We start from the raw sequence: 17,211 nt of genomic DNA on the forward strand, positions 1-17,211 counted from the left end.
CCTTTGGGCCGCGCTTGCCGGCAAGAAAGCCTATTCCGCGAAAAGATCCGGCCCGAAGACTTCGTAGTGAATCCGGGCTTCGTGAACGCCGAGATGCTTTAGCGCATCGTGCTGCATACGCATGAAGGGAATGGGACCGCAAATATAATAGTCGGCGTCGGGTTGCAGAATCGCCTGCTTGATCTGGCCGATGTCGACGAACCCCGCATAGTCGTAATCGCGTCCTTGCACGTCGCCGGGCAACGGCTCGTTGTAGAAAATCTCTAGCTGAAAGTTGGCGTTCGTGGCGGCGGTCTCGCGCAAACGGTCGCGCATCGCGTGCACGCCGCTATTGCGCGCGCCATGCACGAATACCACCTTGCGCTGCGGATCCTGAAGCGCTCGCTTGAGCATGCTGATCATCGGCGTGAGGCCCACGCCGCCGCTGATGAGCACGATAGGCGTATGCGCGTTCACGTCGATATGGAAACTGCCATAGGGCGCGGCCAGTTTCACCTCGTCGCCCACGTTCACATGGTCGTGCAGCAGGTTCGAAACATAGCCGGCCGGCTGTGGGCCGCCGGCCTCGCGTTTCACGGAAATGCGGTAGGTCCGGCCATTGGGCATATCGGAAAGACTGTATTGCCGGATCTGCTGCAAGCCGAGCGCCGGCACGTTCACGCCGATGCTGATGTATTGGCCAGGCTCAAAGTTCGCGACCGGGCCGCCGTCTGCCGGTTCGAACACGAACGAGGTGATCACGCTGCTTTCGGGCCGCTTCTCGCGCACGGCGAACGTGCGCCAGCCTGTCCAGCCGCCGAGCTTGTCGGCGGAATCTTCATATAGCTGGCATTCCATGCCCATGAGCACGTCGGCGAGATTGCCGTAGGCCTGCGCCCATGCGGAGATGATGTCCTCGGTGGCCGCAGCGCCCAGCACATCTTTGATCGCACCTAGCAAATGTTCGCCAACGATCGGGTAGTGCTCGGGCAGCACGCCGAGGCTCGCGTGCTTGTTGGCGATGTTCTTGAGCACGGCGCCGAGGCTCGAAGGGTCTTCAATGTTTTCCGCATACGCATAGACGGCGCGCGCGAGCGCCTGCTGTTGCTGCCCCTGTTCCTGGTGCGCCATGTTGAAGACATTCTTCAGTTCAGGGTGGGCCTCGAAGAGCCGCGTGTAAAAGCGCTTGATGATGGCGTAACCGTGATCCGCGAGCACGGGCGCGGTTGCCTTCACGATGTCCTTCGTTCGCTGCGTGAGCATTTCCGTTCCTCCTTTCACGAGTGGGGAAGCACGCGTACTCATTCCAGTCTAGTCAATGACAGGCGCGATCGCAGGGACGGGCGCTTATGCCTCACTCCTCCTTTTCGTCCGCTGCGCTAGCCCCTGTAATCACGCGCACGCGTTTGCGGATTTCCGAATCGAGAATCAGCCGCCCGCGCAGCTTGCCTTTCATTCGCTTGACATGCTTGGGCGCCTCCGTCATGTGCTCGACCATGAGCGCGCGCACACGTTCGACGTCGCGCTCGCGCGCGGCCTTCACGATCTCGCGGTGAATCTTGACGTTCGAAGCGCCAAAGCGGCGATGCTCGGCAATCGGCGTGTCGTTCCTGAACTCGATCAGCTGCCGGATCATTTCGTTGATCAGCTCGCAGATAAAGCGCAGAAACGGATTGGGATTCGCGGCCGCGAGGATGTCGTGAAAGGTCATGTCCTCCTGACGCTGACGCACGAGGTGGCCGCGGTCATGCGGCGCGCTCGCACCGTCGCAGCATTCGATGTTCGCCTCGAGCGCGGCAAAGTCCGCTTCGGTGAGATGCGGCACGGCGCCCGCGGCCAGTTCGGGTTCGAGCTGCTGGCGCACGGTATAGATGTCGTCGATCGAGACATCCTTGAAGAACAGATAGTTCTGCAGCAATTGCAGCGTGCGGTCGAGCGGCACTTCCACGACCATGCCCCCGCCGCTCGGCCCCGTCGACACCTTGATGAGACCTTGCACCTCGAGCGACTTCAGCGCCTCGCGAATCGTGCTCTTGCTGACCGAATAGAGCTGCTGCAACTCGGCTTCGCGCGGCAGCCGGTCGCCCGGTTTCAAGTCCTTTTCGGTAATCAGGCGCTTGATCTCCTCGGCGACGAGATCGGCGCGCTTGGGCTGCTTGATTTCGACGGCGGTCCCCGATCTGACCCGGTTCGTGACCATCTTCGCGACTCCCTGCGTAATGTTGGTTTCGTTGTTTCGCGCCGGCCGCGCCGCCGCTTGTGAGAAGGCGTGGCCAGGCCGACGAGGTTTTTGACGGATTGACACTGCAATTAATTATACCTAGCATCGGGTTCATTCTATTTATCATGATAAATAGAAATCACCGTCTCGCAGGCCGTCTCGCTGGCGCCGGTACGGTTTTGCAGTCTGCCGCGTCGTTCGTGTCTGTGTGTCCCCCACAAGGAGCCTCAACTTGAATCGCCGAGAACTGTTGAAACTGGCCGCGCTGTCGGCCATGCCGGGCGCGCTCAGCGTCCTCTCGTCCTCACGGGCGTTAGCACAGGGGGCGGCCGGCGTGCAGCTCGCGTGCCCCGTGCCGATGTCGGGGCCGTTCGCGGCCAACGGCAAGTACGCCGATCTCGGCATGCAGCTCGCGGTCAAGCAGTACGGCAAGGTGCTCGGCTTGCCGCTCGACTACACCACGCTCGACACCGAGGGCAAGCCCGCCACGGCCGTGCGCCGCGTGCAGGAGATCGAGCAGCAAAAGGGCGTGCGCTTCTTCGCGGGCGGCGTGCTGTCGTCCGAAGCGCTTGCCATGGGCAAGGAAGTCGACAAGAGCGGCGGCGTGTTCATCACCACGGCCGGCGCCGACGAAATCACGGGCAAGGACTGCAACGCCGCCACGTTCCGCTGGTCGGTGCCGACCTTCGGCGCGATCGAGCAGACCGTGCGCCCGCTGATCCAGATGCAGCCGAAGGCCAAACGCTGGTACACGATCACGCCGCAATACGTGTTCGGCGAAGGCCTGCTCACCGCCGCGAAGAACGTGTTCAAGGAGAAGGGCATCGAGCACGTGGGCAACAGCTATCACTCGCTCACCGAGAAGGAATTCAGCGGCTATCTGACGAACGCGGTGGCGGCCAAGCCCGACGTGCTGCTCATTCTCAACTTCGGTTCGCAGTCCTCCGATACGCTGCGCCAGGCCGTGAGCTTCGGCATGAAGAACAACTGCACGATCTTGATGGCCTGGGCCTCGGGACTCGAACAGTTCGAGGCGCTCGGCACGGACCTGTGCGACGGCGTGTACTTCGGCGCGCAGTACTGGCACGGCATCGACACGCCGCTCAATCACGACCTCGTGCAGCGCACCCAGGCAGCCTTCAAGGCCAACCCCAACTACAGCCTCGCGGGCTCGTACATCTGCTCGAAGATCCTGCTCGACGGCATGGTGAAGGCGGGCAGTGCCGATCCGAAGAAAGTCGTTGCCGCGCTGGAAGGCATGAAGTATGCGGGTTTGACGGGCCCTGAAGAAATTCGCAAGGGCGACCACCAGGTGCTCAAGAACTACTATCTTTTGAAGGGCAAGAAGAAGTCCGCGATGAAGAATGCCGACGACTACGTGGACATCGTCAGCTCGGGCCAGTCGTTCCTGCCGCTCGACAAGACGGAGTGCAAGATCGCCTGAGGTTTCATGGCGGCCCCGCTTGCCGCTCGCTCGTCACTTCTACGCTACGCAAGCCATGAATGTCTATCTGCTGCAGATCATCAATGGGATCGGCGTCGGGATGCTGTATTTCCTGCTGGCGGTCGGTCTCTCGATCGTCTTTGGCCTGTTGCGCTTCGTGAACTTCGCGCACGGCGCGTTCTACCTGCTCGGCGCGTACTGCTGCTATCAGTTTCTGCAGTGGTCGGGCAACTTCTGGCTCTCGCTCGCGATCGTGCCGATCGTGGTGGGCGCACTGGCATGGATCGTGGAGAAACTCGTATTGCGGCATATCTATGCGCAGCAGCACGAGTTCCATATTCTCGCCACCGTCGGGCTCGCACTGGTGATCCAGGAGTGCGCGATTCTCGTGTGGGGACCGCTCGGCGACAACGTGGCCGTGCCCGACGCGCTCAATGGCGTGGTGATCTGGGGCAGCTTCGTTTATCCGAAGTACCGTTTGTTCGTGATCGGCTTCACCGCCGTGCTCGCCGTGCTGCTCTGGTGGGTGCTCGAAGGCACGCGGCTTGGCAGCGCGGTGCGGGCGGGCAGTGAGTCGTCCGAAATGGTGTCGCTGCTCGGCATCAATGTCACACGCGTGTTCAGCCTCGTGTTCGCACTCGGCGCGGCCACGGCGGCACTCGCGGGCGTGCTGGCAGCGCCCATACGCGGCGTCGATCCGTTCATGGGGCTCGAGGCGTTGAGCGTGGCGTTCGTCGTCGTCGTCGTGGGCGGCATGGGCAACTTTCTTGGCGCGCTGGTGGGCGGCCTGTTGGTCGGCATTGTGCAGAGCCTCATGAGCACGCTCTGGCCACAAGGCGCGCAGCTCATGATTTACGTGGCGATGGCGGCCGTGTTGCTGCTGCGTCCGAACGGACTGCTCGGGAGGGCCGCATGATCGAATCGACAAAGCTTGCCACTGGCGCGGGCACACGCGACGCGGCCGGGCCTGCCGGCCCGCTGCGGCGCTATCGGTATGTTCTGCTTGCCATCGTCGTGGTGTGCGCTTTGCCGCTCACCATCCGCTCGGGGTCGCTCGCGACCGAGGTGCTCGTGTTTGCACTTGCGGCACTGGGCTGCAATCTGCTGCTGGGCTTTACAGGGCTCCTCTCGTTCGGTCAGGGCATTTTCTTCGGCCTTGGCAGCTATACCGCTGGCATCCTGCTCACGCACGGCGTGCCTTCGGTGCTCGTGGCGCTGGCGGCTGCGGCCGTACTGGGGGCACTCGCGGCGGCGATTGTCGGCTGGTTCTCCATACGTCAGCGCGGCACGTACTTCGTGATGCTCACGCTTGCGTTCGGCCAGCTCTTCTACTTTCTCGCCTATTCGCTGCCCGATATCACCGGCGGCGACAACGGCCTGCTCGACATCCCGCGTCCGGCGCTTTCAATCGGCTCGCACGCACTCGTCGCGCTCGATTCGCCGTGGCAGTACTACGGTTTTGTCGCGGTGGTGTTCGTGGTCGTGTTCGCGTTGATGGTGCGCGTGTCGCATTCCGTATTCGGCCGCACGCTGCTCGCGATTCGCGACAACGAGGCGCGCGCGGGTGCGGCGGGCTATCACGTGAGCCGCTTCAAGCTGATGGCGTTCGTGATCTCGGGGGCGGTCACCGGTCTCGCCGGCGCGCTGCACGCGATGATGACCGGCATCGCGCCGCTCTCCAACATCGACTACCACACGAGCGAAATGATCCTGCTGATGACGGTGATCGGCGGCAGCGGCAACCTGTTCGCCTCGGTAATCGGTGCGGCGTTTTATGTGCTCTTTGCCGACTGGCTCTCCACCCTTTGGCCGCGCTGGCTGTTGTTGCTCGGCCTCGTGCTGATCGCCGTGAGCCTCTTCATGCAGCGCGGTCTGTGGGGCTTGGGTGAGCGCGTGGCGGTCGCGCTGCGGCGTACAGAAGGCGCGGATGCGCACAGCGAGGAGCAGACATGAGCGAAGCGATTCTGGAGGCGCGCGGCGTGGTGAAGCGCTACGGCAAATTCACGGCGCTTTCGGGCGTGGACCTGCGCATCGCGCCGCGCACGGTGCATTCGGTGATCGGGCCGAACGGCGCGGGCAAGACCACGCTCTTTCACGTGCTCACGGGTACGGTGCCGATTTCTTCGGGCACCATCGTATTCGATGGCCACGACATCTCGCGCGAGCCCGATCACAAACGCGTGCGGCGCGGTATTGCGCGTTCGTTCCAGGTGACGAGCCTGTTTCAGAACCTGAGCGTGCGCGAGAACCTGCGCGTGGCGGCCCAAGGTGTTCAGGCGCGCCGGGCGCTCAACGCCTGGACCCCGCCGCACGGCGCGCTCGCCCATGCGGAAACGGTGGAGCGCGTGCTGGAGCGCCTCGCGCTGCAACGCCACGCGGATACGGCGGCGGGTGCGCTCTCGCATGGCCAGCAGCGGCGCCTCGAAGTGGGCATGGCGCTGGCCGCGCGGCCGCGCGCGATCTTTCTGGACGAGCCCACCTCGGGCATGGGCATCGACGATCTCGACGACATGAAGGCGCTGATCCGCGGCCTGCGCGACGACTATACGGTCGTGCTCATCGAGCACAACATGGGCATCGTCATGGACATCTCCGACACCATCACAGTGATGCAACAGGGCCGCGTGCTCGTGGAGGGCAAACCGGATGCAATACGCGGCGACGAACGCGTGCGCAGCGCCTACCTCGGCAACATGATTACGGGAGGCCGCGCATGATGCTCGACGTGCGGGATATTCACGCGTACTACGGCAAGAGCCATATTCTGCAGGGCGTGTCGCTGCAGGTGAACGAGGGCGAAACGGTCACGCTGCTAGGCCGCAACGGCGCCGGCAAGTCCACGACGCTCAAGACGATTGCGGGCGTGGTGGCGCCGCGTGGCGGGGTGATCGACTTCTCCGGCAAGACGGTTAGCGGACAGCCGGCGCACCGGATCGCGGCGGCTGGCCTGTGCTTCGTGCCGGAGCATCGCGGCATTTTCCGTTTGCTGAGCGTGGAGGAAAACTTGCGCCTTGGCGCGCGCAAGGATTCGCCGTGGCAGCTCGAAGACATCTACCGGATCTTCCCGCGCCTGAAGGAGCGGCGCAAGAACGGCGGCGCGCAGTTATCAGGCGGCGAGCAGCAGATGCTCGCGATCGGGCGCGCGCTCATGAATCATCCACGACTTCTGATGCTCGATGAACCCGTGGAAGGCCTCGCGCCCGTGATCGTCGAGGAGATCGTCGACCAGCTCAAGCAGATCAAGGCAGCGGGCGTGGCGATCGTGCTGGTCGAGCAGAACCTCGAAGTGTGCACGCAACTGGCCGACCGTCACTACATCATCGAGCAGGGCGTGATCGTCTACACGGGCGGCAACGCCGAGTTCGCCGCCGATCATACGGTCAAGGACCGCTATCTGGGCGTGGGCGTGGTTTGAACGTCGCCTCCCATTCAAGCAAGGAACCCAATCGATGCAAGTTCAGGAAATGACTCGCGAGCCGCTCGCCCGCCTGCGCACGAACGGCGCTCGCCTGTGGGGCAGCCTCATGCGGCTGGCCGAGATCGGCGCAACGGAAAAGGGCGGCGTGTGCCGCCTCGCACTCACGCCGCTCGACCGTGAAGGGCGCGATTTGTTCGTGGCGTGGGCGAAAGAGTTGGGCTGCACGATACGCGTGGATGCCATCGGCAACATCTTCGCGCGGCGTGCGGGCGAGCGCGACGACCTGCCGCCCGTGATGACCGGCAGCCATATCGACACGCAGCCCACAGGCGGCAAGTTCGACGGCAACTACGGCGTGCTGGCGGGCCTCGAAGTGCTGCGCACGCTGGTAGAAGCGGGCGTGCGCACGCTCGCGCCGCTCGAAGTGGCCGTATGGACCAATGAGGAAGGCTCGCGCTTCGTGCCGGTGATGATGGGCTCGGGCGTGTTCGCGGGTGCGTTTACACTCGAGCACGCGCTCGCGCAGCGCGATCGGGACGGCGTTTCGGTATCCGAAGCGCTTGCGAAGATCGGCTATGCGGGCGCGGGACCCTTCGCGCCGCATCGTGTGGGCGCGTATTTCGAAGCGCATATCGAGCAGGGGCCCGTGCTCGAAGCGCACGAGAAGACGATAGGCGTGGTGCAGGGCGCGCTCGGTCAACGCTGGTACGACGTGACGGTGCACGGTATGGAAGCGCATGCGGGCCCCACGCCGATGGATTCGCGCCGCGACGCGCTGCTCGTTGCAGCGGGCCTGATTCAAGAGGTGAACCGCATTGCGCTTGCGCACGCGCCGCATGGGCGAGGCACCGTGGGCTGGGTCGACGTGCATCCCAATTCGCGCAACGTGATTCCGGGCCGCGTGACGTTGACGGTCGACCTGCGCGCCGCCGATGACGCGGCACTGTCCGCAATGGACTCGCAATTGCGCGCGGCGTGCAGCGAGGCAGGGCGTCAGGCCGGCATGAGCATCGACGTGGAGCAGGTCGTGTACTTTCCCCCGCAGCCCTTCGATCCCGCGCTCGTGGACGCCGTGCGAGCGGGCGCGCAAACGCTCGGCCTTTCCGCCATGAACGTCGTGAGCGGTGCGGGACACGATGCCGTGTATCTCGCGCGCGTGGCGCCCACGGCCATGATCTTCGTGCCCTGCAAGGACGGCATCAGCCATAACGAAATCGAGGATGCGCGCCCCGAACATCTGGAGGCCGGCTGCAACGTGCTGCTGCACGCGATGCTGGCGGCGGCGGGCGTGGCTGCTGTGCGTGAGGAGGACGCTGCATGAAGATCCTGATCGCGCGAATGAATCACGAAACCAATACGTTCTCGCCGGTGGCCACGCCGCTTGCGGCGTTCGGCGGCGACGGCCCCGCGTGGGGCGAAGCGGCGTATCGCGAGAACAAGGGCATGCGCACGGCGATGGCAGCGTTCATCGACGCGGCAGAGCGCGAAGGCGCGCAACTCGTCACACCCGTTTCGGCTTCGGCGAATCCGAGCGGCCCCGTTGCCGCCGATGCCTACGATGCGATCTGCGACGCCATCGTCGCGGCTGCCCCCGGCTGCGACGCGGTGATGCTCGACCTGCACGGCGCGATGGTGGCGCAGCAATCGGCGGACGGCGAGGGCGATCTGCTCGCACGCGTGCGCGCCGCGCTGCCCGAGGCGCCGATTGCCGTCGCGCTCGATCTGCACGGCAACGTCACGCAGAAAATGATCGACAACGCGGATGTGATCGTGAGCTTCAAGACCTATCCGCACGTCGATATGTACGAGACCGGCGAACACGCGGCGCGCCTGCTGCTCGATCGCATTCATGGTCGCGCGCAGCCCGTGCTGGCGTGGCGGCAGCCGCCGCTGCTCACTTCGACGCTGCGCAGCGCGAGCGCCGAAGGCGCCATGCACCGCGCCGTCGAAGCGGCGCGCGAGGCCGAGGCGCAGGGCATGCTGGCCGTTTCGGTGCTCGCGGGCTTTTCGCTTGCGGACATTCCCGCGCCGTGCATCAGCGTGGTGGTGGTGGGCAACGGTGACGCGGCGGCCGCCGATGCGGTTGCCGAGCGCATCGCGCGGCAGATCTGGAACGAACGCGGCGAATTCGTTTATCGCAGCGCGCCGCTCGAAGCGTCGGTCGCTCAGGCGGCGCAGCTGGCGCAAGATGCCGGCAAACCCGTGCTGCTGCTCGACCACGGCGACAACTGCATGTCGGGCGGCACCTGCGACACGATGGACCTGCTCGAAGCCGCGCTCGCGCAAGGACTGACCGGCATGGTGAGCGGCCCGCTATGCGACCCGCAGGCCGTGGCGGCGCTCATCGACGCGGGCGTGGGCGCCAAGGTCACGCTGGGCGTTGGGAACAAGCTCGCACGCGATGGCGCCGCACCGCGCGCGCCCTTCATGGCGACGGGCGTGGTGCGTGCGATCACCGACGGCGAATATGTGATCACCGGCCCGACCTACACGGGGCAGCGCGCGTACATGGGGCGCGCGGCGGTGCTCGATATCGGCGCCGCGACGCTCGTCGTGACCGAGCGCACCCACGAGCCTTGGGACCTCGGCGTATTCGAAAGCGTGGGCATCGATCCGCGCCGTGCGCGCTTTCTGCTGCTGAAGTCGCGCATGTATTGCCGTCCGGTGTTCGTGCCGATCGCGGCTGCGCTCGTGGAATGCGACAGCCGCGGCGTGACCGGCTCCGATTACGGTCTCTTTCAGTACGAGCGGCTCGCGCGCCCGGTGTATCCGCTCGATGCCGACAGGCAATGGCACGCGGATTGAAAGTCGACCAGGCGTTGGCAATACATCGGGGTTTTTATAACTAGCCAGGCAGTGCGAAGAAACGTCCTCCACATCGAAAGGAAACCTTCATGCGTTTGCTGCTCGCGATGTTCAAACACGAAACCAATACGTTTTCGCCGGTCCCCACGCCGTTCGAGCGGTTCTTTCGCCGCACGGGCGGTGCGGTCGCGGGCGAGCAGGCGCTCGAAGCCTACCGCGGCACGGGCGGCGCGCTGGGCGCCTACATCGACGTGGCCGACGAACTCGGCGCGCAAATCGTGCTGCCGGTTGCCGCCGACGCCTTTCCGAGCGGCCCCGTGCATGACGACGCTTACCGCCGCATCACGCAACTGATTCTCGACGAGGTGGCGAAGGGCGGCTACGACGGCATCCTGCTCGATCTGCACGGCGCCATGGTCACGCAATCGCTCGACGACGGTGAAGGCACGCTGCTGCGCCGCCTGCGTGAGATCGACCCGCATACGCCGGTGGGCGTGACACTCGACATGCACGCGAATCTTTACGACGACATCGTGAAGCACGCGACGGTCGTTACCGGCTATCACACGTATCCGCACGTCGACATGTACGAGGCCGGATTGCGCGCGGCGCGCATACTCGCGCGTACGATCGCGGGCGAGTTCAAGCCGGTGATGGCGTGGGGCAACAAGCCGATGCTGCCTCACGTGATGCGTCAGGGCACGCACGCCGAACCGAACCGATCGTTGCAGGCGCGCTGCATGAGGTACGAGCAGGGCGATGCGCTGGCGGCCTCGCTGTTCGTGGGCTTTCCGAACGCCGATATCGAAAACGCGGGCCTGAGTGTCGTGGTCTGCACCGATGGCGACAAAGCGAAAGCGAGCGAATTGCGCGACGCGCTGCTCGACGAAGCGTGGCGCGAGCGCGAGCAGTTTCTCTATGCAAGCGAGCCGTTGGCCGAATCGGTCGCGCGCGCAAAGGCTTCGACGACGGCTGGCCCGCTCGTGCTGCTCGACCATTGCGACAACACAGCGTCGGGCGGGACGATGGATACCACCGAGGTGCTGGCGGAGGTCCTGAAACAAGGCCTCGACAACGCAGTGTTCTATGCGATCTACGATCCCGAAGCGGTGCAGCTGGCGATCGCGGCGGGCATCGGCAATGACGTCACGCTCTCATTAGGCGGCAAGCTGCCGATGCCTGCATTGCAGGAGACGAGCCGCCCCATCGAAGTGACGGCGCGCGTGAAACTCGTGTTCGACGGCGTGTTCCGCAATCGCGGACCGATGTATCGCGGCGCGCTCAACAATACCGGTCCTACTGTGGTGCTCGATACCGGCAAGGTGGAGATCGTGGTGGTATCGGCGCATCAGGAGCCGTTCGACCTGAACTGCCTTTCTTCAGTGGGCGTCGACCCGACGCAAAAGCGCTATATCGTGCTGAAAAGCCGCGTGCACTGGCGTGCCGGCTTCGGCGACCTGGCGCGCGAGGTGATCGAATGCGCGGGCGTGGGCGTCACGACTTCGGATTACGGGAAGCTTGAATTCAGGAAGGTGCGGCGGCCGATTTATCCGCTGGATGCGATTTAACCGCTGAACGCTGGGTTTGTCTGCTTGAAACGTTCACGCCCTGATCAAACCCGTAGCCGCGTTTTTCGCACCTGCTTCACCAAATAGCGTCGATGCCGTGCGCTGCGGATCGAGCCCAAGGCTTTCCGCGGCAGCACCCGCGATCAATGCGTCGAGCGATGCGGTGGGCTTGAGGTCGCGCGACTCATAGAGATCCGCGGTGCGCAGCCCCGGCCAGTCGGCCTGGACGTGCCCCCCAGCCACGGCGCCGCCCACGAGCATCGCCACCGAAGCCTGCCCGTGGTCGGTGCCCCCCGTGCCGTTCGCCGCGGCCGTGCGGCCGAACTCCGTCGCGACGAGCACCGTGGTCTTGTCCCACGCGGCACCGAGGCCGTCGCGCAGCGAGGCCAGCATCGTGTCGAGCGCTTTGAGCTGATTCGCGAGCCGCGCATTCTGTGCGCTGTGCGTGTCCCATCCGCTGGTTTCGATCATGGCGATGCGCGGGCCATCGGGGCGCGCGAGGAAGCTCGCGGCCAGCTTGCCCACGCTCGCGGGGTCCTGGCGCGCGCTCGCGTCGCCGGCGAGTCCGCGTGCGTTCATCGCCGATATCCACAGCGAGCGCAGTTGCGGATCGGCTTCGTAGAGCGCCGAAACGCGCGTGAGCAGGTCGTCGGAAGCGGCGGGCAGCGCCGAGGGCGCATACGAACTCACCTGTACCGGGCCGCGCAGCGCGAGCGGCACGGTGGGCGCGAGCGCAATGGCGTTTTCGCGCGAGGCAGGCAGCATGGCGACGAGCCGGTTGAGCCAGCCGTCCTTGACCTGGTAAGGCGCGCGGCCGCCCGTTTCCAGCACGTTCTGACCGTCGAAGTGCGAGCGGTCGCGATACGGCGAGGCAATCGCATGCACGAAGAGCGCCTGCTTCTCGCCATACATCTGCGCCAGTTGTACGAGCGAGGGATGCAGCGCAAACGTGCCGTCGAGTTTCGTGGCGCGGTCGATGTCGATGGCGAGCGGGCCGCGCAGCGTGGCATAGGCGGGCTCCGCGTAGGGCACGACGATGTTGAGCCCATCGGCCGCGCCGCGCTGAATCACGAACACGAAGCGGCGCTCGGTTGCGACGCTGGCGAACACGATCTGCGGCGCGACGAGCATCGCGCCTGCGCCAGCGGCAGCGACGCGCAGGAAATGGCGGCGGGAAACCATGACGGTTATCTCCTCAGAAAATCGGGCGAGACGAGCAGTAACGCGATCGCCGTGGATGCGCTTTCGGCATGCGCGACTGCGCTTGCTGTAGACGTGCTGAGCGTGGCGCCCATGAGCGTGTTGCCGAGCGTGCGCGGGTCGAGCCGGTCGCCCACGCGCGCCGAGAAGCGCTGCGCGACTTCCACGCGGCGCACGAGCGCATCGGGCGCGGCCCAGCTCGCGGCGATGTCGTCGTAACCGGCGGGCGAGCCTGGCCGCCACACCGGCTGGCCGAGTTGCGTGAGCAGCGGCGCGGCATTCATGTCGCCGGGTTCGCGCCAACCGAGACCGCGCATCGACGATACGGTCCATTCCCACGGCGTCTTGAACTTCGCATCGAGCGGCGCCCACGCTTGCGGCGCTTCGACGAGCGCGCGGTACACGGTGGGAAGATCGCCGTTGCTTTGTTCGAAGGCCAGCGCAAGGCGTTCGGTGAGTGCGGGCGGCGGATTGTCGGCGACGAAGTGGCGCGCGAGCTGAAACGCGATATGGCGGCTCGTGGCGCTCGCATGCGCGAGGTCGTTGAGGATGGCGAGCGCCTGTTGTGCGCCCGGCTGATCGTAGCGCTTGCCCATCACGGTGCGCGCGCCCGGCTCGTGCAGGGCGGGGCGAAACACGAAGCTGCCGGGCGCGGCGGCATTGGCCACATTCCCCGGCTGAGGGCCGCGCACGCCCGCCACGCTCCAGCCCGTGAGCGCACGCGCGAATTCGGTCACATCGTCTTGCGTGTAGCCGGTGCGCACGCCGAGCGTGTGCAGTTCCATGATCTCGCGTGCGAGGTTCTCGTTCAGGCCGCGCTTGTGCGCGGGGTCGCGCTGATCGGCGCGCAGCGCGGCCCGGCTGTCGGGCCCAACGGAGCGCGTCTGGTCGAGAAAGAGCTGCATGGCGGGGTGTTGCTCGACAGCGACCAGCATGTCCGCGAAATTGCCGAGCACGTGCGGCCGTATCGCTTCCCTTTCGAATGCGCCCGCAATGCCTGCAATGAGCGCCTTATCCACCGAAACGGCGAAGTGGTTCGACCAGAAATGCACGAGGCGCTCGACGAAGGGCGTGTCGGTCTGCAAGGCGCTCGTGAGGCGCGCGTTGACCGCGCTGCGGTAGATGCCCACGCTCTCGCGGCGGATCGCCTGATTGACCGCGCGGCGCGCGGCTTGTTGTGCGTTGGGTTGGCCGTTCGTTTGCGTACTAGTCTCAGAAGCCGCGCTCGCTGCCGCGTCGTCCGCCATGCCTTGTTGGCGCTCGGCGCCGAAGCGGGCGGCGAGCGCCAGCACACCCGGCTCGTTGCGCCATGCTGCGGGCAACGGTTCATATGCAGCGAACTGGCCGAGCAGCCAGCTTTGCGGGTTGGCGGGCGGCGTTTCATCGGCGCGCGCGCCCAGGCCGAAGCGGTTCATGGCGATCGCGCCGGCGCGGGGATTCGAAAGGCTTTCCATGCGCGGTCCTTGGGTTCGCTGGAGCGTTGCGTATTTCCGTTAAACGGTCATCGCCCGTGTGATCCGTCGCCGGTCGGCCAATTTTTTTATTGCGCGTCGCTTGCCTCGCTTGCGGCGCGTTGCGGCTGCTTTTGCTGCTGCACAGGCAACCGCCACTGGCCGCGCTTTTCGAGTCCCTCGACGAACTTCACGCGTTCTTCGGGCGTGAGCGTGGCGGCGAAATCGACTACGCCGCTTTCGATCTGCGCACGCAATGCACTATCCGCCGTGCGCGTGCGCGCGAGCGCGGCGTCGATGGCGTTGCGGTCGAGTTGCGGCGCGGCGAGCAGGTCGAGCACCTCGCGCCGTCCGTCGCGTCCGTCGCGCGCGTACTCCCGGCCTTCGCGGCGCGAGGACTTGAGCGCTTGCGCGAACTGCTGCTGGCGTTCCGGCGAAAGCGCCTCGGTGGCGAAGCGCAACGCCACGCGCTGCGCGGGTTGTGCCTGCGGCTCGTCGCGCACGGCGAGCCAGCGCCAGGCGCCGCCCGCAATGGCGCCGAGCAGAAAGACATTCAGAAGTACCGAGCCGACGAGCAGCGTCTTCCATGAGCGGCCGTTCATTCGTCACTCCCTTCGGCGCCCGCGTTGAGGTTCGATTCGCTCCAGTCCGAACTCGTCCCGCCAAAGCTCGTGCTGAGATAAGGCTCGTGCGGCGCTGCGGGCGTCGTGCCGCCGAGCACGACAAATGATATCGTCAGCGCGCCCGCGAGCGCTCCGGCGAGGCCCACGCCCGCGAACGCCGCGCCGGACCACCAAAAGCTGCGGCGTTTCGCGGCGGAGATGGGCTTCACAGCGGGCTTCACAGCAGGCCTAACCGGTGCGCCCGCAACGATCTGCTCAAAGAGCGCGCGCGTGGGCGGCGCGATCATGTCGCGCGCGAGCCAGCTATCGAGCGCCATGGCTTCGTCGAGCGCCGCGTCGGCTTGCGCGCGATGTGAGCGCGCCCACTCGAGCGCGTCGTCGCGCTCATGCTGCGGCCAGCGCTGCGGGTCGGCGCCATACGCCGCGACGAGAGTGTGGAATCGTTCGGATGTCATACGGAGTCCTTACCGGCAGCTTCACCGGCCAGTTGTGCGCGCAAGGTGCGCCGGGCGCGCGCCAGCAGGCTTTCGAGCGCGTCCACCGAAATGTCCATCAGGCCGGCTGCTTCGAGGTTCGACAGCTCCTGATAGTAAGTGAGCACGAGCGCTTCGCGCTGACGCACGGGCAGCGCCGCGAGTGCGGCGCGCACGCGTTCGTCGCGCGTGCGCGCTTCGATCTGCTGGTCGGGCGAGCCTGCGGGATCGGGTGCTGGCTCGCTCATGGCGTGCACGTCGTCTACGGTCTCTTCGCGGCGGCCGCGCAAGCGGTCGTAACACAGGTTGAGCGCCACGCGGTGCAGCCACGTGTCGAATTTCGCTTCGCCGGTGCGCCAGGCCGGTGCTTGTTTCCAGATCCGCACGAATGCTTCCTGCGCGACGTCTTCGGCTTCGCTGCGGTCGCCCAGCATGCGCGTGGCGAGTGCGATGAGGCGCGGCAGCTTGCTCGCGACGAGCGCGCGCACGGCAAGCGGATCGCGCGCGCCCACGCGCGCGACGAGGTCTGCGTCTGGATCGCGTTCGTTCAAGGCCTTCCCGGACCCGGCGGTCCGCAACGGTTGAACCGCATGCGAACCCTCTGCCGCGCTGTCATAGCCGTTTCCCAGTTTGAAGTCGGGCATTCACGCCTTATGCCGATCGATGCCACATCATGCCCGGTGGCCCGCAATCCCGTTGTAGCCGGAGCGGGGTCAACAGTCCCCATATGACTTGAACGGCGCCGCCGCAAAAATCCGTCGCTCGGGCCGTTTATCCCGCACGCAATTTCCGCGCTCAGCGTCGTGCTTTTCGATTCGGAACGTATGTTGCTTGACAACTGCAAGTTCCGAACCCGAAGGACTTGAGATCAGGGTTTTTACCTAATAAGAAGCGCCACAAAATTGTTAAATTTCTGTCTTAGAATGGACACTCTAGATTGACTGCGGCGATGCAGCATTAGTTTTCAAACATAGATATACAGCCGTCAGTCAGGCCATCGGGGGTTGGCGCTTTAATTAGTTTGACTAACCAAGGAGCATGAGCTGATGTCCGTTTCCGCACCCGAACAATTCCGCGCGAACTACCAAGCCGGCGTCGCAGCGTTCTTTGCGCTCACGAAACCCGTTTTCCAGGGCGTGCAGGCCGTGATCGATCTCAACGTGCAGGCCAGCAAGGCTGCCATTGCCGAAAGCGAAGCGACGCTCAAGGGTGCCCTGCAAAGCGGGAACCCCACTGAGTTCCTGACGCAGCAGATTGGTGCGTCGCAGCAGGCCGCCGCCAAGGCCATGTCGTACGGCCGCCACCTCGTCGACATCGCGACGACGACCCAAAACGAGCTCATCCAGGCCGCCCAGGTGCAATCGGGCGAGCAGGAGCAGCGCTTCAAGGCCTTTTCCGAAGGCCTGACGCAAAACGCGCCCGTTGGCGCGGAGTCGTTCATCGCGGCCGTGAACTCCACGTTCGCCGCCGTGAACAATGCCGCCGAAACGCTGCGCGGCGTGACCCGCCAGGCCATCGAAACGGCCCAGAGCAATTTCCAGAACGTTGCCGCCTCCGTCCAGGAAGCCGCGCCGGTTGCCGTCCAGGCGGCTTCCGCGAAGTCGACGAGCCAGGCCAAGGCCTGATTTCCGTTCCTGCCACACCGGCAATACGCCAATACCCGCCTTCGTCGTCGTGACTGAACGACGAGGGCGCGGCATTTGCCGGCTCAGCTTCAAGACATCGATATTTCAGCGTAATTGCAGAGCAGGAGCTCAACATGACTGACATTGTGATCGTTTCGGCCGCACGTACGGCAGTTGGCAGATTCGGCGGTTCGCTCGCGAAGGTGGCGGCGCCCGACCTGGGTGCGATCGTCATCAAGGCCGCGCTCGAGCGCGCAGGTGTTGCGCCCGAGCAGGTGAGCGACGTGATCATGGGTCAGGTGCTGACCGCCGGCTCGGGCCAGAACGTGGCGCGCCAGGCATCGATCAAGGCGGGCCTGCCCACGGCCGTTCCCGCCATGACGATCAACAAGGTGTGCGGCTCC

The 17,211-nt window shown here is 65.2% G+C and carries 16 protein-coding genes and 1 pseudogene; 10 read left to right on the top strand and 7 right to left on the bottom strand.

Translation table 11 applies throughout. The annotated features are described in order from the left end of the window. Positions 1-30 precede the first annotated feature (30 nt). On the bottom strand, positions 31-1,242 hold the full coding sequence (gene hmpA, locus U5A52_RS35235) for an NO-inducible flavohemoprotein (protein ID WP_321938596.1): 1,212 nt from the start codon (positions 1,240-1,242) through the stop codon (positions 31-33). 91 nt (positions 1,243-1,333) lie between these two features. After that, complete coding sequence (locus tag U5A52_RS35240) at positions 1,334-2,179, bottom strand: FadR/GntR family transcriptional regulator (RefSeq protein WP_321938597.1); 846 nt, start codon at positions 2,177-2,179, stop codon at positions 1,334-1,336. A 253-nt stretch (positions 2,180-2,432) separates the two neighbouring features. Between U5A52_RS35240 and U5A52_RS35245 the strand changes: the two genes are divergently transcribed. The 8 genes from U5A52_RS35245 (at position 2,433) to U5A52_RS35280 (ending at position 11,435) form a co-directional block, all read left to right on the top strand. Then, positions 2,433-3,644, top strand: coding sequence for an ABC transporter substrate-binding protein (locus U5A52_RS35245; RefSeq protein ID WP_321938599.1), 1,212 nt, complete (start codon positions 2,433-2,435; stop codon positions 3,642-3,644). 55 nt (positions 3,645-3,699) lie between these two features. Continuing rightward, complete coding sequence (locus U5A52_RS35250; RefSeq protein WP_321915238.1) at positions 3,700-4,560, top strand: branched-chain amino acid ABC transporter permease; 861 nt, start codon at positions 3,700-3,702, stop codon at positions 4,558-4,560. Further along, positions 4,557-5,597 (top strand): branched-chain amino acid ABC transporter permease, encoded by a 1,041-nt coding sequence (locus tag U5A52_RS35255; RefSeq protein ID WP_321938601.1) that lies wholly within the window; start codon positions 4,557-4,559, stop codon positions 5,595-5,597. The genes U5A52_RS35250 and U5A52_RS35255 overlap by 4 nt, the downstream gene beginning before the upstream one ends. Then, complete coding sequence (locus U5A52_RS35260) at positions 5,594-6,361, top strand: ABC transporter ATP-binding protein (protein WP_321938603.1); 768 nt, start codon at positions 5,594-5,596, stop codon at positions 6,359-6,361. The genes U5A52_RS35255 and U5A52_RS35260 overlap by 4 nt, the downstream gene beginning before the upstream one ends. Next, complete coding sequence (locus U5A52_RS35265) at positions 6,358-7,059, top strand: ABC transporter ATP-binding protein (protein WP_321915103.1); 702 nt, start codon at positions 6,358-6,360, stop codon at positions 7,057-7,059. Before U5A52_RS35260 ends, U5A52_RS35265 begins: the two co-directional genes overlap by 4 nt. A gap of 34 nt (positions 7,060-7,093) precedes the next feature. Beyond that, positions 7,094-8,383, top strand: coding sequence for a Zn-dependent hydrolase (locus U5A52_RS35270; protein WP_321915102.1), 1,290 nt, complete (start codon positions 7,094-7,096; stop codon positions 8,381-8,383). Then, the gene (locus U5A52_RS35275; protein ID WP_321915101.1) at positions 8,380-9,867 is read left to right on the top strand and encodes a M81 family metallopeptidase; all 1,488 of its coding nucleotides are present in this window, start codon (positions 8,380-8,382) and stop codon (positions 9,865-9,867) included. Before U5A52_RS35270 ends, U5A52_RS35275 begins: the two co-directional genes overlap by 4 nt. A gap of 89 nt (positions 9,868-9,956) precedes the next feature. After that, positions 9,957-11,435 (top strand): M81 family metallopeptidase, encoded by a 1,479-nt coding sequence (locus U5A52_RS35280; protein WP_321938605.1) that lies wholly within the window; start codon positions 9,957-9,959, stop codon positions 11,433-11,435. 33 nt (positions 11,436-11,468) lie between these two features. On the opposite strand, the gene U5A52_RS35285 is transcribed toward U5A52_RS35280, so the two are convergent. The 5 genes from U5A52_RS35285 to U5A52_RS35305 form a co-directional block, all read right to left on the bottom strand. Then, positions 11,469-12,617 carry a DUF1501 domain-containing protein gene (locus tag U5A52_RS35285; protein WP_415774097.1) on the bottom strand — a complete coding sequence of 383 codons (1,149 nt, stop codon included), beginning with the start codon at positions 12,615-12,617 and terminating at the stop codon, positions 11,469-11,471. Positions 12,618-12,622: 5 nt separating this feature from the next. Then, on the bottom strand, positions 12,623-14,089 hold the full coding sequence (locus tag U5A52_RS35290) for a DUF1800 domain-containing protein (protein WP_321915099.1): 1,467 nt from the start codon (positions 14,087-14,089) through the stop codon (positions 12,623-12,625). A gap of 86 nt (positions 14,090-14,175) precedes the next feature. Further along, a complete protein-coding gene (locus U5A52_RS35295; RefSeq protein ID WP_321938607.1) occupies positions 14,176-14,688 on the bottom strand; it encodes a periplasmic heavy metal sensor in 513 nt (170 codons plus the stop codon). Continuing rightward, the gene (locus U5A52_RS35300; RefSeq protein WP_321938608.1) at positions 14,685-15,164 is read right to left on the bottom strand and encodes a hypothetical protein; all 480 of its coding nucleotides are present in this window, start codon (positions 15,162-15,164) and stop codon (positions 14,685-14,687) included. The genes U5A52_RS35295 and U5A52_RS35300 overlap by 4 nt, the downstream gene beginning before the upstream one ends. Next, complete coding sequence (locus U5A52_RS35305) at positions 15,161-15,826, bottom strand: RNA polymerase sigma factor (RefSeq protein ID WP_321938610.1); 666 nt, start codon at positions 15,824-15,826, stop codon at positions 15,161-15,163. Before U5A52_RS35305 ends, U5A52_RS35300 begins: the two co-directional genes overlap by 4 nt. A 402-nt stretch (positions 15,827-16,228) precedes the next feature. Between U5A52_RS35305 and phaP the strand changes: the two genes are divergently transcribed. Beyond that, complete coding sequence (phaP, locus tag U5A52_RS35310; RefSeq protein ID WP_321915095.1) at positions 16,229-16,807, top strand: TIGR01841 family phasin; 579 nt, start codon at positions 16,229-16,231, stop codon at positions 16,805-16,807. A 134-nt stretch (positions 16,808-16,941) separates the two neighbouring features. Further along, a pseudogene (locus U5A52_RS35315) lies at positions 16,942-17,211 on the top strand (acetyl-CoA C-acetyltransferase); the annotation flags it as partial.

The sequence above is a fragment of the Paraburkholderia sp. J8-2 genome (assembly GCF_905220195.1).
Classification (GTDB): Bacteria; Pseudomonadota; Gammaproteobacteria; order Burkholderiales; family Burkholderiaceae; genus Paraburkholderia.